This is a genomic window from Telluria sp. RB2R28, from assembly GCF_059685835.1.
This window is the reverse complement of record NZ_JCASIK010000007.1, coordinates 64,081-89,026: the sequence shown is the minus strand read 5'-3', so window position 1 is coordinate 89,026 and position 24,946 is coordinate 64,081. Positions and strand designations below refer to the sequence as shown.

The 24,946-nt window shown below is 64.8% G+C and carries 20 protein-coding genes; 12 read left to right on the top strand and 8 right to left on the bottom strand.

The window, feature by feature from the left end; all coding sequences use genetic code 11:
* Positions 1–73: 73 nt before the first annotated feature.
* The 4 genes from AC56LV_RS21630 to AC56LV_RS21615 all read left to right on the top strand — a co-directional run bounded on the left by AC56LV_RS21630 (position 74) and on the right by AC56LV_RS21615 (position 6,001).
* On the top strand, positions 74–739 hold the full coding sequence (locus tag AC56LV_RS21630; protein WP_183553903.1) for a response regulator transcription factor: 666 nt from the start codon (positions 74–76) through the stop codon (positions 737–739).
* Positions 729–2,099 carry an ATP-binding protein gene (locus tag AC56LV_RS21625; protein WP_499560644.1) on the top strand — a complete coding sequence of 457 codons (1,371 nt, stop codon included), beginning with the start codon at positions 729–731 and terminating at the stop codon, positions 2,097–2,099. The genes AC56LV_RS21630 and AC56LV_RS21625 overlap by 11 nt, the downstream gene beginning before the upstream one ends.
* Positions 2,100–2,175: 76 nt before the next feature.
* Positions 2,176–2,622 (top strand): YgiW/YdeI family stress tolerance OB fold protein, encoded by a 447-nt coding sequence (locus tag AC56LV_RS21620; RefSeq protein ID WP_499560642.1) that lies wholly within the window; start codon positions 2,176–2,178, stop codon positions 2,620–2,622.
* A 58-nt stretch (positions 2,623–2,680) separates the two neighbouring features.
* Entirely contained in the window at positions 2,681–6,001 is a 3,321-nt protein-coding gene (locus AC56LV_RS21615) for a DEAD/DEAH box helicase (protein WP_499560640.1), read from the top strand.
* Between the two features lie 63 nt (positions 6,002–6,064).
* Here AC56LV_RS21615 and AC56LV_RS21610 read toward each other — a convergent pair whose 3' ends face one another.
* Complete coding sequence (locus tag AC56LV_RS21610) at positions 6,065–6,568, bottom strand: host attachment protein (RefSeq protein WP_499560638.1); 504 nt, start codon at positions 6,566–6,568, stop codon at positions 6,065–6,067.
* A 73-nt stretch (positions 6,569–6,641) separates the two neighbouring features.
* Here AC56LV_RS21610 and AC56LV_RS21605 point away from each other — a divergent pair, with 73 nt between their 5' ends.
* Positions 6,642–6,830: a hypothetical protein gene (locus tag AC56LV_RS21605; RefSeq protein WP_499560636.1), complete on the top strand. Its 189-nt coding sequence runs from the start codon at positions 6,642–6,644 to the stop codon at positions 6,828–6,830.
* A gap of 341 nt (positions 6,831–7,171) precedes the next feature.
* Here the strand turns inward: AC56LV_RS21605 and AC56LV_RS21600 are convergent, their stop codons facing one another.
* From AC56LV_RS21600 to AC56LV_RS21590, 3 genes are all read right to left on the bottom strand, one after another.
* A complete protein-coding gene (locus AC56LV_RS21600; RefSeq protein WP_499560634.1) occupies positions 7,172–8,659 on the bottom strand; it encodes a PA domain-containing protein in 1,488 nt (495 codons plus the stop codon).
* A 2-nt stretch (positions 8,660–8,661) separates the two neighbouring features.
* Positions 8,662–9,072 (bottom strand): post-PEP-CTERM-1 domain-containing protein, encoded by a 411-nt coding sequence (locus AC56LV_RS21595; protein ID WP_499560632.1) that lies wholly within the window; start codon positions 9,070–9,072, stop codon positions 8,662–8,664.
* 80 nt (positions 9,073–9,152) lie between these two features.
* A complete protein-coding gene (locus tag AC56LV_RS21590; protein ID WP_499560630.1) occupies positions 9,153–9,791 on the bottom strand; it encodes a choice-of-anchor J domain-containing protein in 639 nt (212 codons plus the stop codon).
* Between the two features lie 444 nt (positions 9,792–10,235).
* Between AC56LV_RS21590 and AC56LV_RS21585 the strand changes: the two genes are divergently transcribed.
* The 5 genes from AC56LV_RS21585 to AC56LV_RS21565 all read left to right on the top strand — a co-directional run bounded on the left by AC56LV_RS21585 (position 10,236) and on the right by AC56LV_RS21565 (position 16,924).
* On the top strand, positions 10,236–12,524 hold the full coding sequence (locus tag AC56LV_RS21585; protein ID WP_499560628.1) for an alpha,alpha-trehalose-phosphate synthase (UDP-forming): 2,289 nt from the start codon (positions 10,236–10,238) through the stop codon (positions 12,522–12,524).
* Positions 12,521–13,300 carry a trehalose-phosphatase gene (gene otsB, locus AC56LV_RS21580; RefSeq protein WP_499560626.1) on the top strand — a complete coding sequence of 260 codons (780 nt, stop codon included), beginning with the start codon at positions 12,521–12,523 and terminating at the stop codon, positions 13,298–13,300. The genes AC56LV_RS21585 and otsB overlap by 4 nt, the downstream gene beginning before the upstream one ends.
* A 19-nt stretch (positions 13,301–13,319) precedes the next feature.
* The gene (locus tag AC56LV_RS21575) at positions 13,320–15,149 is read left to right on the top strand and encodes a glycoside hydrolase family 15 protein (RefSeq protein ID WP_499560624.1); all 1,830 of its coding nucleotides are present in this window, start codon (positions 13,320–13,322) and stop codon (positions 15,147–15,149) included.
* Positions 15,150–15,309: 160 nt separating this feature from the next.
* On the top strand, positions 15,310–16,464 hold the full coding sequence (locus tag AC56LV_RS21570; RefSeq protein WP_499560812.1) for an MGDG synthase family glycosyltransferase: 1,155 nt from the start codon (positions 15,310–15,312) through the stop codon (positions 16,462–16,464).
* Positions 16,457–16,924 carry a hypothetical protein gene (locus tag AC56LV_RS21565; protein ID WP_499560622.1) on the top strand — a complete coding sequence of 156 codons (468 nt, stop codon included), beginning with the start codon at positions 16,457–16,459 and terminating at the stop codon, positions 16,922–16,924. The genes AC56LV_RS21570 and AC56LV_RS21565 overlap by 8 nt, the downstream gene beginning before the upstream one ends.
* Here the strand turns inward: AC56LV_RS21565 and AC56LV_RS21560 are convergent.
* Positions 16,873–17,604, bottom strand: a complete 732-nt coding sequence (locus tag AC56LV_RS21560) for an HAD family hydrolase (RefSeq protein WP_499560620.1) — start codon at positions 17,602–17,604, stop codon at positions 16,873–16,875. The genes AC56LV_RS21565 and AC56LV_RS21560 overlap by 52 nt on opposite strands.
* Positions 17,605–17,811: 207 nt before the next feature.
* Here AC56LV_RS21560 and AC56LV_RS21555 point away from each other — a divergent pair, with 207 nt between their 5' ends.
* On the top strand, positions 17,812–18,495 hold the full coding sequence (locus AC56LV_RS21555) for a hypothetical protein (RefSeq protein WP_499560618.1): 684 nt from the start codon (positions 17,812–17,814) through the stop codon (positions 18,493–18,495).
* On the opposite strand, the gene AC56LV_RS21550 is transcribed toward AC56LV_RS21555, so the two are convergent.
* A complete protein-coding gene (locus AC56LV_RS21550) occupies positions 18,483–19,841 on the bottom strand; it encodes a diguanylate cyclase domain-containing protein (RefSeq protein ID WP_499560616.1) in 1,359 nt (452 codons plus the stop codon). The two genes, AC56LV_RS21555 and AC56LV_RS21550, sit on opposite strands and share 13 nt — an antisense overlap.
* Positions 19,842–20,136: 295 nt before the next feature.
* Between AC56LV_RS21550 and AC56LV_RS21545 the strand changes: the two genes are divergently transcribed.
* Complete coding sequence (locus tag AC56LV_RS21545; protein WP_499560614.1) at positions 20,137–20,967, top strand: lectin OAA family protein; 831 nt, start codon at positions 20,137–20,139, stop codon at positions 20,965–20,967.
* Between the two features lie 439 nt (positions 20,968–21,406).
* Here the strand turns inward: AC56LV_RS21545 and AC56LV_RS21540 are convergent, their stop codons facing one another.
* Both AC56LV_RS21540 and AC56LV_RS21535 read right to left on the bottom strand, forming a co-directional pair.
* On the bottom strand, positions 21,407–22,336 hold the full coding sequence (locus AC56LV_RS21540) for a transglutaminase family protein (protein WP_499560612.1): 930 nt from the start codon (positions 22,334–22,336) through the stop codon (positions 21,407–21,409).
* Positions 22,333–24,915, bottom strand: coding sequence for a circularly permuted type 2 ATP-grasp protein (locus AC56LV_RS21535; protein ID WP_499560610.1), 2,583 nt, complete (start codon positions 24,913–24,915; stop codon positions 22,333–22,335). Before AC56LV_RS21535 ends, AC56LV_RS21540 begins: the two co-directional genes overlap by 4 nt.
* Positions 24,916–24,946: the final 31 nt, after the last annotated feature.

Below are 24,946 nucleotides of genomic sequence, written 5' to 3'. Positions count from 1 at the left end.
ATGCCTTAAGATTCGGTTCATCTTGCCGCGCAAGCATGGCAAGGTAAGTCATTCCATCTATTGATTCCATACCATGCGCATTCTGCTCGTCGAAGACGACCTCTCCCTTGGCGACACCATCCAGGCCTGGTTGCGTCTCGATGGCCACGCTGTTGACTGGGTCCAGCGCGGCGACTCGGCGCAGACGGCCCTGATGACCCATCGCTACGACTGCGTGCTACTCGACCGCGGCTTGCCGGGCCTGTCCGGCGACGCCTTGCTGGGCCAGCTGCGCGCGGCCGGCAATGGCGTGGCCGTCATCCTGATCACGGCCTTCAACGCCCTGGCCGATCGCGTCGAAGGCCTGGACCTGGGCGCCGACGACTACCTGGTCAAGCCGTTCGAACTCGAGGAAATGTCGGCCCGTATCCGCGCGGCCGTGCGCCGTGGCGCGAACCAGGTGAGCAATGACCTCGTGCACGGCGAGATCGCCCTGAACCTGGATACCAAGGCGGCCAGCCTGCGCGGCGTGCCCGTCGCGCTGACGGCGCGCGAGTACAACGTGCTGTATGCGCTGCTGCTGCGCAAGAACAGCATCGTCACCCGGGCCCAGATCGAAGAAACGCTGTATGGCTGGGGTGATGAAGTCGAAAGCAATGCGATTGAGGTCTACGTGCACAACCTGCGCAAGAAATTCGGCAGCGACAGCATCGTTACTGTGCGCGGGCTGGGCTACCGGATGAAGACCGATGGTGAATGATTCGCCGGTGCAGCCGTGGTCATTGCGTCGGCGCCTCTTGATCGCCATCGTGGCCGCCAGCACCGTGCTGTGGCTGGCCAGCCTGGGCATTGTCACCGTCATCGCCTGGCAGGAAACCAATGACGTGTTCGACGATGCGCTCGAGGAATCGGGCCACATGATCATGGCCGCCACCACCGACTGGAACGAGCGCGGCCTGTTGCTGCGGCCGGGGCTTGAGAGCCGGCCTGGCCGCAAGGTCGACATGCAGTACCAGATCGTGGCCCACGGGCGCGTCGTCCAGCGTACCGGCGGCGCGCCTGCGCAACCGTTCGTGACGGATTTCGATGACCAGGACGGCTTCGCCGACGTGCGCAATAACGGCGATCCGTGGCGCGTGTTCGTCGTGCGCGACGCCGCGCGCAGCGTCGAGGTCCAGGTCGGCCAGCAGCAGAGCAAGCGTTTCGACATCCTCGAAGAGCTGGCCGAATCGCTGTGGCTGCCCGTGCTGGGTTTCCTGCTGCTGCTGGCGCTCGTGTGCTGGGTGCTGACCGGGCGCATTCTGAAACCGTTGCGCCAGACGGCAGCGACCATCGCGGCCAAGACGCCGCACGACCTGACGCAGGTGCCTACCGCCGGCCAGGCGCGCGAAGTACTGCCGATCGTGCAGGCGCTCAATGGCGTGCTGGGCCGCCTGGAAGCGGCGCTGCAGGCCGAGCGCCGCTTCACTGCCGACGCCGCGCACGAGCTGCGCACACCGCTGGCGGGCCTGCACATGCATGTGCAACTGCTGCAGCGCCAGCATCCCGAACTGGCCGCGCCGTTCCAGAAGCTGCGCCACGATATCGCGCGCACGACCGGGCTGGTCGACAGCCTCTTGACGCTGGCGCGTCTGGACCCGCTGGCGCGCGAACAACTGGTGCGCCAGCCGGTGCCCTTGCCGGCGCTGCTCGAGCGCCTCGTGGGCGCGCATGCGCAGGAAGCAGCGGCGCGCGGCATCCGCATCGCCGTGCACTGCGAGCTGGACCACGTGGAGGCCGATCCGCAGATGCTCGACATCGTGCTGCGCAACCTGCTCGACAACGCACTGCGCTATTGCCCGGACGGCAGCCGCATCGAGATCGATGCGCGCCGGTACGGCGGATTCGACCGCATTGCTGTGCGCGACAATGGCCCGGGCGTGGACGCGGCCAGCCGCGCGCGCCTGAGCGAGCGGTTCTTTCGCGTGCTCGGGCAGGGCCAGCCAGGCAGCGGGCTCGGCCTGTCGATCGTCCGGCGCATCGTTGACCTGCACGGCATCGCGCTGGCCTTCGGCACAGGCCTGGACGGACGCGGCCTGGGTGTCATGCTGGACTTCGATGCGTCCTTAAGATCGGTTTAATGTCCCGCCGGTGTAATGCGTCTGTGCCTGCCAACGCTGTGCAGGCAACGACCCACCAACTACCGAGGACTTGACCATGAAACGTATTTCGCACATCGCCTGCATCGCCCTGATGATCACCGGTTCGGCCGTCGCTGTTGCCCAGACCGCTGCAACCCAGACGGCAACGCCGGCTGCAACCCCGGCCGCAGCCCCGGCTGCCGCCCCGGCCACCAAGGCCGTACCATCGGGCTACGCCGGCCCATCGGGCGCGCCGTTGATGACCGCCAAGGACTTGCTGGCCAACGGCAAGGACGACCAGTACGTGCGGCTCAAAGGCAAGCTCACCAGCCACAAGGGCGACGAGAACTACGAGTTCACCGATGCCAGCGGCAAGATCACCGTCGAGATCGACGCTGATCGATTTCCGGCCGGCGTGACGGTCGATCACAACACGCTGGTGGAACTCACCGGCGAGTTCGACAAGGAGATGTTCGGCGACGCCACCGTGGACGTCGAGCAGATCAAGGTCGTCGCGCAGTAAGAACTGACGTGTTCGGGCGATAATGGTGGCTTCGCCGCCATGATTGACCGATTTGCCCATGCATTACGATTACGCCGACCTGACGCACAACTTCGACCCCGGCGCCCTGCAGCGTGGCCACGATTACGCCGATGACGGCCATGTCCTGGTCGCGCAGTGGCAGGCCGACCGGCTGGTTGGCGAAGTCGCCGGCAGCGGCGGGGCGACCTACCATCAGACCATCCGCGTGTTCACGCGCCGCGAGCAAATCAACTTCGACGGTCGTTGCACCTGCCCCGTCGGCTACAACTGCAAGCACGTGGTGTCAGTCCTGATCAAGGACATCGAGTGCCGCGAACGCGAAGCCCGGCAGGCGCCCGGCGCGGCCAACGCCGTCGCGCAGCACTGGCTCATGCAGCTCTCGCAGCTGAGCCAGATCACGCAGCCGGCGCTGTCGGGCACGGGCGCAGTGACCATACTGGCCTGGGTCCTGGTGCCGGATCTGCACGGCCACTCCCGGCTGCATCTGCGCAAGGGCCGCCAGGGCAAGCGCGGCGGCATCGGCGCCAGCTCCAGCGACGTCAACCATCACGGCCTGCTGCGCGATCCACCAGCCTGGATCGCGACCGGCGACGTCGAGCTGCTGCGGCAGTTTGCCGGCCTGGCGGCTGCGTCGGGCGGCCTGGGCGTCGCGCGGCCGCAAGGCGCGCTGGGCGCCCGCCTGCTGGCGCAACTGGTTGCACAAGACCGGCTGCTGCGTGCCCACACGCCAGAGGATCTGGCACGTGGCCGGGTGGCGCCGCTGCTGGCCGGCCCGAAGCGCGCGGCCGTGATCGACTGGCATCCCCTGGACGGCGATCCCGATGCGCTTCAGCTGAGCTGGCAATTTGCCGGCGGCGGCGCGCGCGAACAGCAGATTCCCGATGAGGTACTGCCAACCGAGCCGGCCTGTTACATCGATGGCGACCTGATCGGGGAGTTGACGCTGCCGGCCTTGCTGGCGCCCTTGCCGCTGGAGATGCTGCTCGGCGCGGTGGAGCAGGCGCCGCTGCTGTGGCCGGAGCAGCGCGCCAGCGTGGCGACGCGCATGGCCGAGCTTGGTCTGGATGGGGTGTTCCCGCTGCCGCAGGTGCTGGAAACCAATGAGCGCAGCGACGTGGCGCCGGTGCCCCTGCTGGTGCTCGACAGCATGCTGGCGAGACAGCGCGGCGACTACCGCTGGTACGACCATGCCACCTTGATGTTCGACTACGATGGCTGGATCGCGGAGCCAGACGACGGGCCGGTGCTGCGCCGCGTCGAGAACACCAGGGTCCAGCTCATCGTGCGCGATGCCGCGCTCGAGGCAGCGGCGCGCGCGCTGCTGACCGGGCTCGGGTTTGCCGAACCGCCACCCGACTCGCCACTGCTGGAGCTGCCCGGCGCCTTGCAGCTTGCCGACGAGGCGGCCTGGGTCGGCTTTGTGCGCGACGCGCTGCCGCGCCTGGAGGCGGCCGGCTGGCAGGTCGAGATCGAAGGCGATTATCGCTACCACCTGGCCGAGGTGGATGACTGGTATGCCGAACTCGATGAGGAAGGCGAGGGCGGGCAAGCCTGGTTCGCGCTCGAGCTGGGCATTGTCGTGAATGGCCAGCGGCACGCGCTGCTGCCCTTGCTGCTCAAGATGATCCGCGCCGCGCCGCAGGAGTTCGACCCGGTGGTCCTGGCCACGCGCGCCGACGAGGGCGACCTGGTGATCGAGCTCGACGACGAGACACGCGTGGCCGTGACCTGGGGCCGCATCAAGCCGATCCTGGTCACGCTGGGCGAGCTGTATTTCAATGAGCGCATGGGCAGCCGGGTGCGCCTGCCGGTGATGGATGCGGCGCGCCTGGCCGAACTCGAGCGCGCCGCGCACCTGCGCTGGATGGGCGGCGAGCGCCTGCGTGCACTGGGCCGCAAGCTCAACGATTTCGACGGCATCCGGCCGGTCGCGTTGCCCGTTGGCCTGCAGGCCGACCTGCGGCCCTACCAGCGCAGCGGCCTGGCCTGGCTGCAGTTCCTGCGCGAGTACGAATTCGGCGGCATCCTGGCCGACGACATGGGCCTGGGCAAGACGATCCAGGCGTTGGCCCACATCCTGGTCGAGAAAGAAGCGGGGCGGCTCGACCGCCCGGCACTGGTCGTGGCGCCCACGAGCCTGATGCCCAACTGGCAGGCCGAAGCGGCCCGCTTCACGCCTGGCCTGCGCGTGCTGCTGTTGCACGGCAAGGAGCGCACGGCGCTGTTCGATGGCATCGGCAACGCCGATGTCGTCCTGACCACCTACGCGCTGCTCGGGCGTGACGAAGTGGCGCTGCGCGGCCACCGCTATCACTTGTTGATCCTCGATGAAGCGCAGTACATCAAGAACAGCCGCAGCAAGGCGGCGCAGACGGTGCGCCTGCTCGACGCGCGCCATCGCCTGTGCCTGACCGGCACGCCGGTGCAGAACCACCTGGGTGAATTGTGGTCGCAGTTCCATTTCCTGATGCCGGGCTTGCTGGGCGACGAGCGGGGCTTCAACACCGTGTTTCGCAAACCGATCGAGCAGGGCGGCGACATGGGCCGCAAGGACCTGCTGGTGCGGCGCCTGAAACCGTTCATGCTGCGCCGGACCAAGGACAAGGTAGCGACCGAACTGCCGCCCAAGACCGAGATCATTCTGCCGGTCGAACTCGGCGGCGTGCAGCGCGACCTGTACGAAACAGTGCGCGTGGCGATGGACCGCAAGGTGCGTGACGAAATCGACCGCAAGGGCCTGGCGCGCAGCCACATCGTGATTCTCGAAGCGCTGCTCAAGCTGCGCCAGGTGTGCTGCGATCCGCGCCTGCTCAAGACGGGCGCAGCCGGTGGCTCGGCCAAGCTCGAGGCGCTGATGGAATTGCTCGATACGCTCATCAGCGAAGGGCGCAAGGTGCTGGTGTTTTCACAGTTCACGAGCATGCTGGCGCTGATTGCCGATGAACTGAACGCGCGCAGCATCGCCTACGTCGAACTCACCGGCAGCACGGTCGATCGCGCCGCGCCGGTCGCTGCGTTCCAGGCGGGGCAGGTGGGCGTGTTCCTGATCAGCCTGAAGGCCGGCGGCGTGGGCCTCAATCTCACGGCGGCCGATACCGTCATCCACTACGATCCCTGGTGGAACCCGGCCAGCGAAAATCAGGCCACCGACCGCGCCTGGCGCATTGGCCAGACGCAGCCGGTCTTTGTCTACAAGCTGATCGCGCGCGGCACGCTGGAAGAAAAAATCCAGGACATGCAGCGCCGCAAAGGCGATCTGGCCAATGCCCTGCTGGCGGGGGACACCGAGCTGGCGCCGGCCATCGGGGCCGACGACCTGCGCGCGATCTTCTCGCCGGTCGAACACGCACGGCCATAACGCAACAGGCCCGCCGGAATGGCGGGCCTGTCAGGGGTGAAACAACCTTGCGGTCGTTCGACCTCAGGCTTTTTCGAGATGCGCCGCGAGTTGGCCGCGCAATTCGTGGCCGCTCGAGTGCGTGTAATCCTTGTTGAGCTCATGCGTGATCAGCGCCTTGACCTGCGGATCGATTGCCGTACGCAGCAGGCCCAGGAACTCGGGCGATGCGGACACGATCAGACGCTGGTACTGGCCTTTCTGCTGGCCTTGCAACAGGTACGCGGCGACGTCCTTGGCAAACTTTTGCGCTTCGTGCTCGGCCGGCGTGACGGCTGGCTGATAGTCGCTGCCCGGCGCGCCTGCCTGAGCCGCGTGCTCGAAGCCACCGCCCTGGCCGCCACCGATACTGTGGCCGCTATTGCCGGCCGCCCGCGGGCTCAGCCGGTCGGTCACGATGTCACTCACGCGCTGCTGCGCAGCAGGATTGACCATGTCTTCCACTTCTTGCAGCGACTTGGCAGATTTGGCATCGGCAAAAATACGTGCACGACCGGCATTGGCCGCGATAATCCAGGTTGTAGGCATAGAGTCCCCTGATTGAATGGTGAGTGGGCGCATCTGGCGCTGCGGAGCCTGGGCCCCGGCTGGCGCGATGCGCATGAAGGCCATCGCCGGCAATGGCAAACACGAACGATGCACAGCATCGGACCGCGTCCCCTGCCTGGCGACAAGTGATGATTTAAGTATAGCCCTGTCAAAAAATCCACGTCGCACCGCGTTCCTGCCGTGCGCGCCTGATGAGATGCCGGATACCAAATGGATCAATTTACTGGTGGACGTGCAGTAGCGTACTGAACGGAAACGCCATGGGGCGCAAGATACATCCATCGACACTGCAAACACGGAAGGAACATTATCATGGGTAAATTCTTCATTGGCTGGCTCCTGGGCATCCCGGTTGTTGTACTGGTCATTCTGTATCTGATCTTCTAATCGACGATCGTTCGCAGCAAACAAAAACGCCACCTTGCAAGGTGGCGTTTTTGTATTCAGATATCACGGTGCGTCGGTGCTACGATGCCGTAGGGTGGGTGGGTTTCCCGCCCACGCGTTCAACTCGCTTGCGCATGGCACGCAGCCTGTATCCGTACATCACGGCGCCTTCGCGCCGTGTTCGTCAACAGTCAATTACCAGCCGATATCCTTCAGCAGTGGCAGCGTCAGATCCTGCGGTGGCGACACCGACAGGGTCAGGTCCGAATTGATGCTTGGCTCCATCAGCAGGTTTGGCGATGCCGTCACGTCCCAGTGCGAAACCGACGAACCTGGCGCCAGTACGGACGGGGTGTACAGCAGCGGACGACCGAGGGCATCGGCGCCGGCCTTGCGGGTTGGATCCGTGGCCAGCGACGCGATCACCACGCCAGGCTGCGCACGCGTACCGTATGGCTTGGCAGCAGCGACCGCGGCTTTCAGCGCATCGCCAGCAGCTTGCGTGATGCCGGCCGACGGGATAGTGACGGTTGGATCGGCGCCGCCCGGTGCGATGTCGCCAGCAACGTTATTGGCCAGCAGAACGCCGACCGCGCCAGCATTTTGCGCATTCTTCACCTTGACGGCGAAACCGCACGCGCCGCGGCTGATGATCGGCACCTTGCCGCGGACCGCTGCGGTATTGGCGGCATTGAATGGCTCGCAACCAGGACCGGCTTCACCGGCCTGCGGCGTGATCGTGGCCAGTGCGCCCAGCGAGGCGACGGCTGGCAGGGTCGGGCCGAAGGCCGACGCCGAATAGTTGATGCCTGGCAGCACGCCAGTTGGCGTTGCCGCTTTCAGGATTGGCTGCGAGCGCAGAATGCTGGCGCCGGCGACCGAGTTGGCGCCGGTCCAGGCCAGGCCCAGCGGGTTGATGGCCGAGACGCGGCGTTCGGCCGACGTCATGTTCAGCCAGTTCTTGCGGGCCGTGTTGTCGTACATGAACTCTTCCCAGACGCTTGGCAGGCCGCCATTGGCGACATACGCCGAGCCATCCGCACTGATGCGGTAGCCAGTCGAGGTCTGCACGCTGACGACCGAGAAGCCCAGGCCGTGGCCCAGTTCGTGCAGCAGGGTTGCTGCGAAGTTCACCTGGCCGCCGGCATTGCCGTCCAGACCCAGGTAGAAGCTGCTGCCTGCGAGGCAGTTCGGCTGGCCGAGGTTCACGTTGAACTGGGTCTTGATGTCGACGTTGCCGTAACCGGTGCCGTCATCAGGAATGCCAGCGGTCAGGTTGACGCCGGCCAGCTTGTTGGCCAGTGCTGCTGGATACCAGGTATTTGGCTTGCCGCCTGGGAAGTTATTCCAGATGTTCCAGGCGCCAGCGCTGCCCAGCGTGGCCGAGGTAGCGGTGCAGGTCAGCGCTTCCCAGCCGGCCGACACAGTGATCGTCACATTGCTCTGGAGATTACGTTCCCAGATATCGGCAACGTGGCGGTACACGTTCATGCGCTGCTGGCCGAGCGTCGTGCCCGTATTGCCGCCAACCGGCGCCACCGGGGTCGGATCGTTGAAGCCGAAGCCGGCTGGATCGCGGCTCTGGATGGTGATGGTTGCAGCTTGTGCGGCGATGCAGGTCAGGATGCTGGCGGTGGCCAGCACGGTGCGTGCAGCGGTAAGCGAGAAGGATGGGGTGCGCATGATTACTCCGTGACAGGCGTAATGGTGTGAACGTGGCCGGTCGAATCGGCATTCTGGGTGTCGCCGTGCGTGACGGTGATGCTGCCATCGGCATTACGAACTGCTACCGACGTGGTCATGAATTCGTCGGTCAGGCGGGCGCCGCGCGCGCCGCTGCTGTGGGATTTTTGCAGGGTTGCTTTTGGTGCGATGCGTGCCATTGCCTTGACAGACTGCGCTTTCAGCGCGACTGCTTCGGCAGGGGTGGCGCCGCGCAGCTTGCCGGTTTCGGCGTCGCGCACGACGGTCAGCGATTCATTCGAGACGACAGCTGCTTCCTGGGCAAGGGCGGACTGGCCGGCGAAACCCATCAGGGCAAAGGCAATGCCGGCGGCGCGCAGTGCGCGCAGGCCGGTTTGTTGTTTCTGGAACATGACACTCTCCTGGAAAAACCTGTTCGATGCAAAAGGTGCGAAGCGCAGCGCGCTTCGGCGGACAACGTGGCGTGGAGCGCTCAGGCGCGTTTGCGGCGACGTGCGGCAACCAGGCCCATGGCGCCGGCGGCCAGGATCAGGATGCTGGCCGGTTCCGGCACTTCGGCGGCGTCAGGTGCCGAGATCGACAGCGTATCGAGGCCGACATAGTTCGACGTGGCTTGCGCACCGGTGTGCTGGAATGCGAAACGGGTCATGCCTGCTGCGGCAGCGATATTCGCGGTGTATTGCGTCCAGCCGTCGGTCGAGACGGTGAAGGCCGGCATCAGGCTGACCAGGACGCCATCGGCGCCGGTGTAGCCGAACGAGAAGCTGTCGCTGAAGCCGGCTTCGTCGACGGCATTCAGCCAGAACGAGACGGTTGCGCCCAGCGCGGTCGAGAATTCGGGGGTGTACAGCCAGTTGTTGATGATGCCATTTTCACCGGCAACGTTGTAATTCGACGCGGCGTAGCTGTAATCGCCGCCATTCTGCGACACGAAGCCGGTGTTGCCCTGGAACCAGCCCGGCGCTGCGCCGCCAGGAGTGCTGTTATTTTCCAGAATCCAGCCCTTGCTCTGGAGGCTATTTACATCATCGAAACCTTCTTTAATCACGACCCCGGCGAACGCCGAGGACATCATTCCGGAAACCAGCAATGCAACAAGTGCTTTCTTCATTCTGATGCGCTCCAAGTGTGTACGATGAACGGCGCTGCATTCGTGTCACAGCCCCTGTATCGGATGTCGTAACGATTATTCGACGACCATGGGAGTCAATGCATATTACGTGCCAGCAAAACAAGACGTTGATTTCTATGAAGAATATTTTTCAAGATGAAAATTTCGTAATCAATTGTAAGATTTCCCGACAAATTTCATACGATTGCCACATGAATAACGACACTTTATTTTTCATTTTATGAATACGCGCTATTTTGTTGCTATAAGGTAGGTTTGATTGCTGTTTTGGCAGTGAAGATGTTTTTCGTTATTTTAGCCGTCAAGACGCTGGTTGAAGGACGATCCCAACCGGTTCGACACCGTTGCATGCCATAGCGACAAGATAATTTTTAGATAGCTATAATCAATCGGTCGGCGTCTTCGTCCCATTGAAAGAGCTTCATGCGCTTCAGATCAATCCAATTATCCCTGCGGTTCATTGTCCCCCTCGCCCTGGTGCTGGCGCTATTCGGGTACTTTGCCATTCCGTGGATGGAAAACCTCACCCAGCGCTGGTTCGTGCGTGACCTGGACACGCGCTCGCGTCTGGTGTCGAGCACGCTGCAACAGCCTCTGCTGACCTATCTCGAAGATGGCTCGGGCGAACGCATCAACGACGCGTTCGAGCGCGCGATCCAGGACGAGCGCCTGTATGCGCTGGCCCTGTGCTCGACCGACAGCATCCTGCTCTACAAGACTTCCACCTATCCGGCCACGCTCGGTTGCCGTGACGGGCAGGTCAGCAACGAGGAAGACGGTGCGACGTCCAATCCCGTCGTACGCCTGGCGGAAGGTCCAGTCCACGTCTCCACGCGCGAACTGCTGCAGGACGGCGTCTCTGCCGGCCGCCTGGTGCTGGTGCAGGACATGAGCTTCATCGAACGCCGCAGCGCTGACACCAAGAAATACATCCTTGGCCTGTTCGTGCTGATGGCCGGTGCGATCTCGCTGATCACCGTGATCATCGCCCACCTGAGCTGGCACGGCTGGGTGGCCGGCATGCGTGAAATGCTGCGCGGCGAACTGTTGCCGCGCTCGCCACGCCGCGATGCGGCCCCGGCGGCGCCGGTTGAAGGCGACATGGCGCCGCTGGCCAGCGAGTTCCGCGCCATGCTCAACGATTACCAGCGCGAGCTGGCCGCCAGCCCGGTCGAGTCAACGACCTGGAGTCCAGAAACGCTCAAGCTGCTGCTGAACCAGGACCTGGCCGGTGACCAGATCCTCGTGGTGTCCAACCGCGAGCCTTACATCCACGTGGCCACGCCCAATGGCGTGAAAGTCCAGCGTCCTGCCAGCGGCCTGGTTACGGCGGTGGAAGCCGTGATGCGCGCCTGCTCCGGTACCTGGATCGCGCATGGCGCCGGTTCGGCCGATCGCGAGACGGTCGACGCCAACGACCACGTGCCGGTCCCGCCCGACAACCCGAGCTACACGCTGCGCCGCGTCTGGCTGTCGAAGGAAGAAGAGCAGGGCTATTACTATGGCTTTGCCAACGAGGGCCTGTGGCCGCTGTGCCATATCGCCCACGTGCGCCCCGTGTTCCGCTCGACCGACTGGGCTGAATATGTGCGCGTGAACCAGCGCTTTGCCGACGCCGTGATCGCCGAAGCGCGCTCCGACAACCCGGTCGTGCTGGTGCAGGATTATCACTTCGCGCTGCTGCCGCGCATGGTGCGTGCGGTGCTGCCGAAGGCAACCATCATCACGTTCTGGCACATCCCATGGCCGAATCCGGAGTCGTTTGGCATCTGCCCATGGCGCGAAGAAATCCTCGACGGCATGCTGGGCAGCACGATCCTGGGCTTCCATACGCCATTCCACCGCAAGAATTTCCTCGACACGGTCGACCGCTACCTGGAAACCCGCATCGAAGACGAAGCCTCGACCGTCAGCTACGGCAACCAGCTGACGCAGGTGAAGCCTTATCCGATTTCCATCGCCTGGCCCGACGAAATCCCGGGCGAACCCGATATCGCCGCCTGCCGCGCCGAGATTCGCCAGGCGCTGTCGCTGCCGGCCGACCAGTTGCTGGGCATCGGCGTCGACCGCCTCGACTACACCAAGGGCATCGTCGAGCGCTTCGAAGCAGTCGAGCGCATGTTCGAGTTGTATCCTGAAATGATCGGCAAGTTCACGTTCGTGCAGATCGCCGCGCCCACCCGCTCGTCGCTGGACGAATACCAGAACCTGGAAACGCGTGTGCGGGCCCTGGCCCAGCGGATCAATGACCGCTACGCCAGCGGCACCTACCTGCCGATCGTGCTGAAAACCGAGCACCACGAACAGCGCCAGTTGCGCACGTACTTCCGCGCGTCGGACGTTTGCAGCGTGACCAGTCTGCACGACGGCATGAATCTGGTGGCCAAGGAATTCATTGCCGCCCGCGACGATGAAGGCGGCGCGCTGATCCTGAGCCAGTTCACCGGCGCGGCGCGCGAGCTGCATGAAGCGCTGATCGTCAATCCGTACCACATCGAAGAAGGCGCCGAAGCGCTGTACCAGGCGCTGCGCATGCCGCGCGACGAGCAGCGCGAACGGATGCGCAGCATGCGCCGCCGGGTGCGCGACTTCAACGTGTATCGCTGGGCCGGGCGCATGCTGCAGGATGCAGCGCGGCTGCGCCAGCGCGAGCGCGTCAAGTCGCGCATCGTCTCGCTCAGCCAGGACCGTGTGCGCAGGGGGGAAGCATGACCGCTGCGACTGACAACCTGCAGGCCGCACTCGACCTGCTGGCCGCGCCCGATTGCGCGCTATTTCTCGACTTCGACGGCACGCTGGTCGACATCGCGCCGCTGCCCGACCAGGTAATCGTCACCGACATGCTGCGCGCTGCGCTGCCGCTGCTGCAGGCGCGCCTGAAAGGGCGGCTGGCCCTCGTGTCCGGCCGCCCCATCAACGAGCTCGACAAACTGCTGGCGCCGCTGACGTTCCCTGCGGCCGGCGTGCATGGCATGGAGCGACGTGGCGTCGACGGCGTCGTGCGCCGCCTGACACCGCCCGACTTCGCCCTGGTGCGCCAGGCCGCGCAGGGGCTGGCGGTGCGTCATCCCGACCTGTGGGTCGAGGAAAAGCACGGCGCGCTGGCGCTGCATTTCCGCCAGGCACCCGAGCTGCAGGCGCTGTGCACGGACGCGATGCGCGTGGCGGTGGACGCCAGCCCGGGCCTGTTGCTCATGGAAGGCAAGATGATCGTCGAGGTCAAGTCGAACGCCGTCAGCAAGGGTACGGCGATCCGCGACTTCCTGGCCGAAGCGCCGTTTGCCGGCTACCGGCCCCTGTTCATCGGCGACGACACGACCGATGAAGCAGGATTTGCACAAGTACAAAGTATTGGCGGGATCGGCCTGAAGGTCGGCCCGGGCCCCACCGTGGCCCAGTGCCGCATCGCGTCGGCGGAACAATTGCGCATCGTACTGTCGCAAGCGGCCGCCGCGCCAACCATTGGAAAGGACATATCCCATGAATGATGATTCCCACGAGTCGACAATGAGTACAGCACTACCGAACGCCCTCGAAGCACGGGGCACGATCGACCCTACCGGTTCGCTCGATTGCGGCGTGATCGGCAATTGCGCCTTCAGCGCCCTGGTCGATCGCATGGGCCGCATGGTCTGGTGCTGCCTGCCGCGCTTTGACGGCGACCCGGTCTTCAATGCCTTGCTCGATCCGAGCGAGAAGGGCAGCCTGTGGAGCGTCGAGCTGGAAGACTTCGCCCGCAGCGAGCAAGTGTATGAACCGAACACGGCGGTGCTGCGCACGCGCCTGTTCGACAGCGGCGGCAACGGCATCGAGATCACCGACTTCGCGCCGCGCTTTTTGAGCCGCGACCGCATGTTCCGGCCCCTGATGCTGGTACGCCGCGTGCGTCCGCTGGGCAGCGGGGTGCGTGTGCGCGTGATCATGCGTCCGCGTTTCCAGTATGGCGCCAAGAAGCCCGAGATCACGCAGGGCAGCCACCACATCCGCTATGTCGGTCCCGACCAGACGCTGCGCCTGAACACCGACGCGTCGCTCAATTACGTGATGTCCGAGTCGTTCTTCCTGCTCGACCGGCCGCTGAACTTCATGCTCGGGCCGGACGAAACGCTGGCCGACGGCATCAAGGACACCGCGCATCGCTTCGAGCTTGAGACGATTTCGTACTGGCGCACCTGGTCGCGCCGCCTGGCCTTGCCGCTCGAGTGGCAGGATGTCGTCATCCGCGCCGCAATCACGCTGAAGCTGTCGCTGTACGAAGACACCGGCGCGATCATTGCCGCGATGACGACCAGCATCCCGGAAGCACCGGGAAGTGAGCGCAACTGGGATTACCGCTACTGTTGGCTGCGCGACGCGTTCTTCGTGATCCGGGCGCTGAACAGCCTGTCCGAAGTCGGCACGATGGAAGACTATCTGCGCTGGCTGAGCAATGTCGTGGCGCGCGCCAAGGGCGGGCATATCCAGCCGCTGTACGGCATCGGGCTGGAAGAAGAGCTGCCCGAATCGATCATCGAGCACCTGCCCGGCTACCGCAACAACGGGCCGGTCCGTGTGGGCAACCAGGCGCAGGAGCACTTCCAGCACGACGTGTACGGCAATATCGTGCTCGGCGCGGCGCAGGCATTCTTCGATCACCGCCTGTTCCGCCGTGCGGGGCATGCCGAGTTCGTGCAACTCGAAGCCGTGGGTGAACAGGCGTTCCGCCTGTACGACGAACCGGACGCCGGCATGTGGGAGCTGCGCACGCGCGCCCGTGTGCACACCTCGTCGGTGCTGATGAACTGGGCAGCCTGCGACCGCCTGGCCAAGATCGCCGAAGAACTGAACTTGCCCGAGCGCGCCACGTTCTGGGGCGAACGTGCAGAAATCATCCGCAATCGTCTGTTGACTGAAGCATGGAGCGAAGAGCGCCAGGCGTTTGCCGAAAGCCTGGGCGGGCGCGACCTTGACGCCAGCGTGCTCCTGATGGCCGAGATCAACTTCATCGATCCGATGGATCCGCGCTTCGTCGCCACTGTCGACGCGCTGGAAAAGTCGCTGTGCGACGGCCCGTACATGCGCCGCTATGAAGCGCCGGACGACTTTGGCAAGCCCGAAACGGCCTTCAATATCTGCACGTTCTGGCGCATCGATGCGCTGGCGCGGATCGGCCGCGAGGACGAAGCACGCGCTGTATTCGAGGCCATGCTGGCGGCGCGCAATCACCTGGGCCTGCTGTCGGAAGACACGCATCCGGACACGGGCGAAATGTGGGGCAATTTCCCGCAGACGTATTCGATGGTTGGCCTGATCAACTGCGCGATGCGCCTGTCCAAGCCGTGGAACAGCGTCGTCTAACTGCATAGGCGTCATGGCCGGGTCATAATCGGCCTTCACACTCTGTCGCATCACGTTGCGATGGAGTGTGCATGAAGCAGAAATCTTCGCCTGACCGGATGGCAGCGTTGGCGCAGGCCGGAAAGCGCCCCTCGTGAAAGAGGGCGAACTCCAGCGCAGCATGGCCGGCAAGACCATCGTCCTGCTCAGCGTCCCGGCTGGCGCCGGTCACACCCGGGTTGCCGAGGCCATCCGTGCCTGCGCCGCAGCCGACCATCCCGACGCCACCGTCATTCACCTGGATGCGATGGCGTTTGCCACACCGCTGCTGCGCAAGGTCTACACCGGGTTCTACCTGTGCCTGATCACGCGCGCGCCGGGCCTGTGGCGCTACATCTACCGCTGGACCGATGCGGCCAAGCCGGATGGCCTGGTCAGTCGGCTGCGGCGCCGGATCGAACGGCAGGCGTGCCGCTCCTTGATCGATGAAATCGCGGTACTGAAACCCGACGCGATCATCTGTACCCATTTCCAGCCGGCCGAAGTACTGTCGCAACAGATCGCCGCCGGAAAACTCACGTGCCCGCTCTGGGTACAAGTCACCGACTTCGACCTGCACCGCATGTGGCTGCAGCCGCACGTCACCGGCTATTTTGCCGCCAACGACGAGGTGGCGTTCCGCATGCACGAGCAGGGCGTCGCCGCGCATGCCATCTATGTCTCTGGTATTCCCACGATGCCGGCGTTTTCCCTCACCCACGACCGCGCCGACTGCGCCAGAGCACTGGGCCTGAATCCGGCGCTGCCGACCTTCCTGCTGATGGGCGGGGGCGCCGGCCTGGGCGGCTTGCACCGTGTGGCGCAGCAGTTGCTGGCGATTCCGGGCAATTTTCAGCTGATCGCGCTGGCCGGCAAGAACGCTGCCGAGCTGGCCGCGCTGGAGCAGCTGGCCGTGCGCTTCCCGGACCGGCTGGCGCCGCAGGGTTACACGGACCGCGTCGAACGCCTGATGGCGTGCGCCGACCTGGTGATCACCAAGCCGGGCGGCGCGACCACGGCCGAATGCCTGGCGATGGGCGTGCCGATGATCGTCAACGCGCCGATCCCGGGCCAGGAAGAACACAATGCCAATTATCTGCTCGAGCACGGCGCCGCGCTGAAAGCGGTCGACCTGGCCACGCTCGGCTACCGCATCCGCTACCTGATGGCGCACCCGGAAAAACTCGCCAGGATGGCTGCCTGTGCACGCGCCCTTGGCCGCCCGCAGGCTGCGCGTCACGTCGTCGAAACCGTCCTGGTGCAGGCCGCCCGCAAAAGTGATGTCGCCCATGTTTGAATTAGCCGATGGCGCCCGGCTCGTGGCGACCGTGTGCGCCGTGCTGGCGCTGGCGTATCTGTTCGCGCGCGTGGAAGTGGAAATCGAAGGCGAGGCCGGCTGGGCTGCGAACCTGCCAACCTGGCGCATCGAGGAGCATCTGCTGCTCGACATTTTCTGGGGCGGCCGCGCGCTGACCGGCTACCACCTGTGGATGTTCTCGTTCATCGGCCTCGTGTTTCACTTCCCGCTGTTCTTCATGGGCCAGTGGTCGTGGCAGCTCGAGGCGACGACCATGGCGTCGATCATGCTGTTCTGGATCGTCGAGGATTATCTGTGGTTCGTCATCAATCCGGCCTTCGGCTGGCGCCGCTTCAAGCAGGTGCACGTGGCGTGGCACAAGCGCTGGGCGCTGGGTGCGCCGATCGATTACTGGCTGTTCGGCGCCGTCAGCGCAGTGCTGTTCTGGTACGGCGCCTGAACCAGGTCCAGCGCATGGCGCACGCGATCGCATAACTCGCCCGACGTGCGCGAAATCAGCTCCGGCGGAATGGCGAACTTGTTCGTCAGGCGATCGTAGTCTTCAAAACCGTACGAGACCATGAACGGGTGCATGCCGGTATGGGCCGCCGCCGTGAAATCCTTGTGCTCGTCGCCGCAGATATAGCCGCGCGCCGGATTGACGCCGAAGCGCTCGCGCACGGCGCGAAACGACGCCGTCTTCTTGTCCTTCAATGGAATATGCTCCAGAAAATCCAGTGCGCCGATATCGATATCGTGGCGCAGGAACAGCTGGCGCAGCGTTTCCAGGGGCTCGATCGTGATATTGCGCGTGACGATGCCCACCGTGATGCCGGGCGCTGCGATCAGTTCGCGGATCAGGTCGGGGATGCCGTCATACAGCCGGGCTTCTTGCCGGTAAATGTCGGTCAGCGTGTCGACCAGTTTGGCGCGGCTGTTCTTGCGCAGGTTTTTCTTGATAATCGACGGGAATTGCTTCAGGCCGCCCACGTACTTGAGCAGGTGGTGCCGTTTCTGGAATGCCGTTTCGGCGCCGAGCACGCAGCCGTGCTGGCCGAAGGCCATGGCGATCGCGGAAAATGCATCGATGGTGGTGCCATCCGCGTCGAGAATGAGAAGCCGTTTATCGCTGTTGTACATGTGCAGCGCTCCCGATGCCGTTGACCGGACCGGCATATCAACCCTGCCGGTGCTCACTGTGCACCATCATCGGATGCTGTCATGACAGGGGTATGACAACGGCGCGGTTACACGGCCACGCGATCGTCACACACACGCACTGCTGGCCGGCGTGTGGCGAACGCCGAATCGGTACACTGGCATCCTCCAGACTTTGTCGAGGCAAGCATGCGTTCCATGGATTTCAGTTCGTGGCAAGGTGCGATGACGACCATCATCGGACTTGCCGTCATCACCTTGCTGGGCGTGGGCATTCGCCTCATCATCATGCAGACGATCCAGCAGCGGCGCGAGCGCATGAACCGCCAGATCAACGAGCGGCTCAAGACGCTGATCGCGGCCTACCGCACGCTGGGCGGCTCGTTCACCGGCCAGCTGACGGTCGACCCGACCCATTTGCGCGACCTGCATGAGCGCGCCCGGGCCGGGGAGCCCGACACGGCAGTGGCCGGGGAAACCTTCAGCTCCGAACGGTCGCGCCGCATGCGCGACGCCGTCGAAGCCGCGCTGGCGGACATCCTGTTACTGGGCACCGAAGAACATTGCCGGCTGGCGGGGCAGGCTGCGGCCGACATGGCAGCCGGCCGGCCGATCCACACGGCAGACCTGGTGATCAGCCTGCGCGGCTTCATCCGCAGCGCGCTGGACCTGGGGCCGATGCCCGCCGATGTGCTGATTCCGCTGCAGGGGCCGACGCGCACCCAGGGCGGCGCAGCGCGCGGCAAGGGCGAGGCGGGCGGTAACCGGGGAGGTGGCAATGGCGGCGGCAATGCCGATGGTGGCGGCGGTGGTGGCATGGCCATGGGCCTGGGGCCGGGCCTGGGCCGCAGGGATGCCGATCAGGCCGGCTGATGCGCCGCTGACCCGGCAAGCGCTACGACCGCTTTGGCGGCATACATCGCCTTGTCCGCATGCGCGATGAGTTCTTCACGGTTGCCGCCGTGCTCGGGATAATGCGCGACACCGACGCTGACGGAAATCTGCAGCCGGTGCCCGTCGCCCAGATCGACCGGCGCCGCCAGCGCCAGGTGGATCTTGTCCAGGACCAGCCCGGCATCGGCCGCCAGCACGATGTCTTCCAGCAAAACGACGAATTCATCGCCGCCCAGGCGCGCCAGCGTATCGCTGTTGCGCAGGCAGGCAGAGACACGGCGCGCGACCTCCTGCAACAAGCGGTCGCCACAGGCGTGACCAAAGCTGTCGTTGACCTGCTTGAAGCGGTTCAGGTCGATGAACAGCAGCGACAGGCGCTCCTGCTGGCGCCGGGCATGCGCGAGCGCGGTGTCGAGGCGGTCGTGGAACAGGCGCCGGTTGGGCAGGCGGGTCAGCTCGTCATGCAGGGCCATGAAACGCAGTTGCGCATGCAGTTGCTTGCGTCCGATGGCGGCGGCGAGCTGATCGGCCACGAATACCAGTAAATCGCGGTCCTGCGTCCGGTACGGCGCGTCATCCGGGCCATTGCGCAACGCGATGACGCCGACGACGCCGTCGGGCGTGGTCATTGGCACGGCCAGTGCGCCGCCTGCCAGGGTTGCCGCTGCGGCCTGCAATGGCGCCGGCAGACCATCCTGGGCATCGGGGGCGAGCAGCAGTGGCGCAGCACACTGCGCCACTGTCTCGCACAGCAGCGGCATCAGCGCTGCGTCACACGGGGCGCCGTCGTCCACAAGGTAGGCGAAGGCGATGTCCTGGCCGGTCGTGTCGCACAAGGCGACCGCAAAGCAACAGGCCGGCAGGAGCTCGTGAACAATGGCGTGGCTGCGCTCGAACAGGTCTGCCAGGTCATCGCTTGCGTGAGCCGCTTCTGAAATCGCGTACAGCACCGACTGCATCGCCTGCGCCTGCTTCAGCGCGGTCACATCACGCGCAACGGCCACGCGCAGCTGGTCGGCCTCGGACCAGCGCGCCGACCACATGATATGGACGATGCTGCCGTCCTTGCGCACATAACGGTTTTCAAAGTCGGTATGGACATGGCCATTCATGATGTCCTGCGCCGCAGCGAGCGTGCGCTCGCGGTCGGCGGGGGCGACCAGATCGACCACGCGCATGCCGATCATCTCCTGCGGTGTATAGCCGAAGATGTTGACACCGGCCGCACTGACGTACACGAAGCGCCCGCCGGCGTCGACCATGCAGACGGCGTCGAGCAGCAGGTCCGTGAAGTTGGCAATCGGGGCGCGGACAGTGTATTCCATGAACATATTCTAAATGACATTTGATCTGGAAATCTGGCGTGTCAATACGGGTGCGGCGTCATGTGTATGGGATGCCCGTTCAGGCAATCGCGAAAGACATCCGTAGGAGTAGTCCGGTTTCGAAAAAGCTTGCTGATCTGATAGCAATTCGGGCAGCTGACTAGCGCAAAATAAAGTCCGCTCAGGATGTTTATTCACTTCAAAACTACACCATCGACAGGGTCGTCAGGCGCAGCCAGCCTGCGCATCATCGGGGCAGCGCCGTTCTGCTGCGCAGGTCAAGAAGGAGTCAGGCATGTCCAAAACAAGCAAGGCCATGAACAATCTGCATCACGTGCAGAACCAGTGGGGCGGGACTTCGGCGCAGTGGCATGAAGGCGGCATGTGGATCATTGGCGCACGGCCCGGTCAGCACGTCGTGGCGCTCGACCTCACGTCGAGCGACAACGGCAAAACGCTCACCGGCCAAATGAAATACGCAGGCGAAGGCGCCATCGGCTTTCGCGCCACGCTGACTCAGAGCAACACGTATATCGTCGAAAACCAGTGGGGCGGTTCGTCGGCCCCGTGGCATCCGGGCGGGACGTGGGTCATCGGCTGCCGTCCTGGCCAGAGCGTGGTCGCCATCCATGTCGAGTCGGGCGACAACGGCGCCACGCTGAAGGGGACGATGACCTACAGCGGTGAAGGACCGATCGGTTTCCAGAGCCAGGCGAGCGATGGCGCCGTGTACGCTGTCGAAAACCAGTGGGGCGGCGGGTTCGCGCCATGGCACCAGGGCGGCATCTCCGTGCTCGGTTGCCGCGACCAGGCCGTGCTCGCGGTCGACCTGACGTCGATCGATGGCGGCAAGACACTGACCGGCACCATGACGTATGCGGGCGAAGGCCCCATCCGCGTGCGCGCCACTGCGGTCGCCGGCAACAACTACCAGGTCGAAAACCAGTGGGGCGACACGTCGTCGGCATGGCATCCGGGCGGCGTCTGGCTGATCGGCTGCCGCGCTGGCCAGCACAGCGTGGCGCTCAATGTCACGTCCGGCAACCAGGGTAACAACCTGCATGGCGGCATGACCTACAGTGGCGAAGGCGTGATCGGCTACCGCGGTACGGAATTGCCGATGTAAAGGGACTGCAGCGGCCATGTCCACAAGGGGCATGGCCGCTGTGGCGTTCACATCGCGCCGCGCCGGGCAGTGGCAGCGGCAGTGGCAGTGGCGTCACCGTCACCTGCACGTCGAGCTCCTGTTTGCCGCCACCCAGCACGATGCCGCGCATCCACAATCGAATCCACAATCGGGGTCAGGTCTGACATTCAGACAGAATCCACAATCGGGGTCAGGTCTGACATTCAGACACGAGCTCGACAAAAACCTATCTATAAGATCCCTGGAATCCACAATCGGGGTCAGGTCTGACATTCTCCACAATCGGGGTCAGGTCTGACATTCAGACACGAGCTCGACAAAAACCTATCTATAAGATCCCTGGCGAAGAGATTAAGGAAGAGTCCGTGTCCAAATGTCAGACCTGACCCCGGCTGTGATCTTGGCTACCTATGGATCATCAACTTACCAGCGGCAGCGGCGTCACCGTTACCTGCACGTCAAGCTCCTGCTTGCCCCCGCCGAGCACGATCCCGCGCATCGGCGTCACGTCGCTGAAGTCGCGCCCCCAGCCCAGCGTGATGTGTTCATGCTGCACGAGACACCGGTTGGTCGGATCGAAATCGACCCAGCCCAGCGTCGGGCAGAACACCGACACCCATGCGTGCGACGCATCGGCCCCGATCAGGCGCGGCTTGCCTTCCGGCGGGTGCGTCAGGATGTAGCCGCTGACATAGCGCGCCGGCAGGCCGATGCTGCGCAGGCAGCCGATCATCAACTGCGCGAAATCCTGGCACACGCCGCGCCGGCCGCGCAGCACCTGGTCGAGCGGCGTCGAGATGTCGGTGGCCTTGCTGTCAAATTCGAAGTCGTCGAAGATCCGGTGCGTCAGGTCGAGCGCCGCGTCGAGCTGCGCCCGGCCCGGGAGGTAGCTCTCGCGCGCATACGCTTCCAGTTCGGGGAACAGCGCGACATGGGGCGACGCGTACAGGTAACGGCAGGCTTCCAGCGTGGCCGCGCTTTTTTCCTTGCCCATCATGTCGCGCACGCTTTCCCACGACAGCGTGCCGGCGATCTGCGCCAGCGTGTAGCGCGCGCGCAGCGAGACCGTCGATTCGGCATGCACCAGCAGGCTGTCATGGGGCACGGTCAGCGCCACGTGGCGCGTGATGTTGCCGAAGTAATCGACGCCCTCGTTGCTGTCGTTGATCACCGGGTCGAGCCAGATCAGGTGCGACTCGGTCTGCTGGCATGAAAACGAGCGCGGCGTCAGATGCAGGTATTGCTGCGACAGCGTCACCATGCTGTTGTACTTGTAGCGCGTCTCGTGCACCACGCGATAGCGCGCAATCACATCGGCGCCGACGGCACCCGGCAGCAAATCGGTCATGAGGTACGGTTCCTTTGCCGGCCGTTGGCGGTATAGCTGAAAAACTGGACGCCGATCTGTTCGGACAAGGCCGCGCTGGCTTGCCCGATGCGGCTGAGCAGGTCGCTCAGTAGCGCGTTGCCGTGTTTCAGATCGACGCCCGGATCGAGCGCCGTCAGTTCGGCCTTCAGTGGCGTCAGCAGGTCCAGGCCCCCGGCGCCCTGCGCCTGCGTGACCTTGCCCAGCGTGCCGATGATGCCGTTCAACTGGAACACGATCGAGCGCGGATTGGTTTCGTCCAGCAGCAGCAGGTCGAGCACTGGCAGCCACTCGGGCTGGGCGCGGTAGCGGGCGCGGTAGGTGATGATGCTGTCGGACAGTTCGAGCACCCAGTCGAGATTGCCGTTTTCGTCCATCGCCAGTGCGCGCTGCAGCACGAGCGCCTGGAATTGCAGGCGTTCGAGGCGCCGGCCGATCGACATGAAGCGCCAGCCGAGGTCGCGCACCATGCCGTCGAGGGCAAAGCCGGCCAGCGTCATCAGCGCCGCGGCGGCATCGTCGAGAATCGTCATGACGCCCGACTGCGACGGCCGCTCGCCAGGCGGTGCGACCGGCTGCACCATGCGGTTCAGGGCGCGCCAGTTGTCGACCGAGAAGCGTTCGTGTAGCTGGCCGGCGATCCGGTGCAATTGCTGCTGCTGGCGCGCCAGGCCCGGAACGGCCGGCGAGACCACTGCCAGCAGCAGCGCCGATTCGATCTCGGCATCGGTGAAGATCGGGGCCGGCAGGGCGCTGGCCGTGCCCGGTAATTTGGCCGAGCCCACCACGGCCGGGGTGCCCGGCGCGGCCGGCTTGCGCTGTGGGTCCAGCAAACCGAACCAGATGCATAGCGCCTCGACGGTCGGCCACTCGGCGCCGCGCTGGTCGAAGCGCACATTGAACAGGATATTGAGCGCCACCCGCAGCAGGCGGCAGATATTGTCGCTGCGCTCGGCATGACGGCCGAACCACAGCAGGTTTTCGGCCACCCGGCTCGACAGGTTGCTGTCTTCGCGCACCAGGTCTTCGCCCGTGATGCTGCTCTTTTGCAGGCGATGCGTTTCAACGCGCGCGCGCGCCTGGACCCAGGTGTCCTTGCTGGCGCCGCCCATCTGCATCGTCAGCACGCGCGCATCGGGCCCGGTGGCCACGCGGGTCAGGCCGCCCGGCATCACGACATAGCCATTCGGCGTGGCGCAGGCAAACACGCGCAGGCCCACCGCGCGCGCCTGCAGGCCAGGTGCGCGGCCATCCTTCCACACCGGTGCCTGCGACAGGCGCACCAGTTCCTGGGCGATGTAATGGTTGGGATTGGCGCGCAGGTTGGCAATGAACGCCGCGCGCGCCTCGCCGTCGAGATCCTGGCCGAACACGGCCGGCTGGCCCGGCATCGCGCCGCTTGGCTTGATGACCAGGCGATCGAGCCGGGCGATCACGGTTTCGAGCGCGGCCGGTTCGCCGCACCACCAGGTCGCCACCGAGGGCATCTTGAGCGGCTCGCCCAGCAGGCGCTTGGACAGCGCCGGCAGGAAGCCGAGCAGGGCGCCCGACTCGAGCAGGCTCGAACCGAGGCTGTTAGCGATCACCACATTGCCGCGCATGGCGGCCTGCGTCAGGCCGGCCACGCCGAGCAGCGAATTTTGCAGCTCGAGCGGATCGCACGATTCGTCGTCGACCCGGCGCATGATCACGTGCACCCGGTGCAGCCCGGCGAGCGTCTTGATGAAGACCACGCCGTCGCGCACCGTCAGGTCGCCACCTTCGACCAGGGTCAGGCCCAGGTAGCGCGCCAGATAGGCCTGTTCGTAATAGCTTTCGCTGCGCGGGCCCGGCGTGAGCAGCACGATCAGCGGCATTTCGCCCTCGCGCAGCGGCGCCGGCTTGTCGCCATGGGCTGCGCACAGCCGGCCCCAGTGCACCAGGCTGTCGTGCATGGTGCGGAAGAACGGCGACACCGGCTGCACCTTCAGTTCGCGCAGCAGGTCGGGGAAGGTGGGGGCGATGATCGACCGGTTTTCGAGTGCGTAGCCGGCGCCCGACGGCGCCTGCGTGCGGTCGGCCATCACCCACCAGCGGCCGTCGGGCGCGCGCGCCAGATCGACCGCATAGAAATGCAGCGCCACGTCGTCGTGGTGGCGCATGCCGTGGCACGGGCGCAGAAAGCCCGCGTGGCCATGGATCAGGGCGGATGGCAGCAAGCCTTCGCGCAGCATCGCCTGCTCGCCATACACGTCGCCCAGGATCTTGTTGAGCAGGGTGGCGCGCTGGATCACGGCCGCTTCGATGCCGCTCCATTCCTCGTGCGGCAGGATCAGGGGCAGCACGTTCAGGTCCCATTTGCGCGGCCTGGTACCGGCGTCGGCCAGCACGTTGTAGCTGACGCCGTTTTCGCGCACCTGGCGCGCCACCATCTCGAAACGCTGGCGCATCATGTCCGGTGCTTCGTGCTCCAGGTTGGCAAGCATCGCACGCCAGTGCGCGCGCGGCGCCTTGTCGGCGCCCAGCATTTCATCGAAACCATCCGGTGCGGCCAGATAGTGGGCAAGCAGTTGATTGGGCATTGGCGTGCAGCTTTACGGTTGAAACGAATGC

What these genes read in the sequence shown, in the direction of transcription:
- AC56LV_RS21630 (WP_183553903.1), top strand. Translation starts at nt 74, where the DNA reads ATGCGCATTCTGCTCGTCGAAGACGACCTCTCCCTTGGCGACACCATC.
- AC56LV_RS21625 (WP_499560644.1), top strand. Translation starts at nt 729, where the DNA reads ATGGTGAATGATTCGCCGGTGCAGCCGTGGTCATTGCGTCGGCGCCTC.
- AC56LV_RS21620 (WP_499560642.1), top strand. Translation starts at nt 2,176, where the DNA reads ATGAAACGTATTTCGCACATCGCCTGCATCGCCCTGATGATCACCGGT.
- AC56LV_RS21615 (WP_499560640.1), top strand. Translation starts at nt 2,681, where the DNA reads ATGCATTACGATTACGCCGACCTGACGCACAACTTCGACCCCGGCGCC.
- AC56LV_RS21610 (WP_499560638.1), bottom strand. Translation starts at nt 6,568, where the DNA reads ATGCCTACAACCTGGATTATCGCGGCCAATGCCGGTCGTGCACGTATT.
- AC56LV_RS21605 (WP_499560636.1), top strand. Translation starts at nt 6,642, where the DNA reads ATGAAGGCCATCGCCGGCAATGGCAAACACGAACGATGCACAGCATCG.
- AC56LV_RS21600 (WP_499560634.1), bottom strand. Translation starts at nt 8,659, where the DNA reads ATGCGCACCCCATCCTTCTCGCTTACCGCTGCACGCACCGTGCTGGCC.
- AC56LV_RS21595 (WP_499560632.1), bottom strand. Translation starts at nt 9,072, where the DNA reads ATGTTCCAGAAACAACAAACCGGCCTGCGCGCACTGCGCGCCGCCGGC.
- AC56LV_RS21590 (WP_499560630.1), bottom strand. Translation starts at nt 9,791, where the DNA reads ATGAAGAAAGCACTTGTTGCATTGCTGGTTTCCGGAATGATGTCCTCG.
- AC56LV_RS21585 (WP_499560628.1), top strand. Translation starts at nt 10,236, where the DNA reads ATGCGCTTCAGATCAATCCAATTATCCCTGCGGTTCATTGTCCCCCTC.
- otsB (WP_499560626.1), top strand. Translation starts at nt 12,521, where the DNA reads ATGACCGCTGCGACTGACAACCTGCAGGCCGCACTCGACCTGCTGGCC.
- AC56LV_RS21575 (WP_499560624.1), top strand. Translation starts at nt 13,320, where the DNA reads ATGAGTACAGCACTACCGAACGCCCTCGAAGCACGGGGCACGATCGAC.
- AC56LV_RS21570 (WP_499560812.1), top strand. Translation starts at nt 15,310, where the DNA reads ATGGCCGGCAAGACCATCGTCCTGCTCAGCGTCCCGGCTGGCGCCGGT.
- AC56LV_RS21565 (WP_499560622.1), top strand. Translation starts at nt 16,457, where the DNA reads ATGTTTGAATTAGCCGATGGCGCCCGGCTCGTGGCGACCGTGTGCGCC.
- AC56LV_RS21560 (WP_499560620.1), bottom strand. Translation starts at nt 17,604, where the DNA reads ATGTACAACAGCGATAAACGGCTTCTCATTCTCGACGCGGATGGCACC.
- AC56LV_RS21555 (WP_499560618.1), top strand. Translation starts at nt 17,812, where the DNA reads ATGCGTTCCATGGATTTCAGTTCGTGGCAAGGTGCGATGACGACCATC.
- AC56LV_RS21550 (WP_499560616.1), bottom strand. Translation starts at nt 19,841, where the DNA reads ATGGAATACACTGTCCGCGCCCCGATTGCCAACTTCACGGACCTGCTG.
- AC56LV_RS21545 (WP_499560614.1), top strand. Translation starts at nt 20,137, where the DNA reads ATGTCCAAAACAAGCAAGGCCATGAACAATCTGCATCACGTGCAGAAC.
- AC56LV_RS21540 (WP_499560612.1), bottom strand. Translation starts at nt 22,336, where the DNA reads ATGACCGATTTGCTGCCGGGTGCCGTCGGCGCCGATGTGATTGCGCGC.
- AC56LV_RS21535 (WP_499560610.1), bottom strand. Translation starts at nt 24,915, where the DNA reads ATGCCCAATCAACTGCTTGCCCACTATCTGGCCGCACCGGATGGTTTC.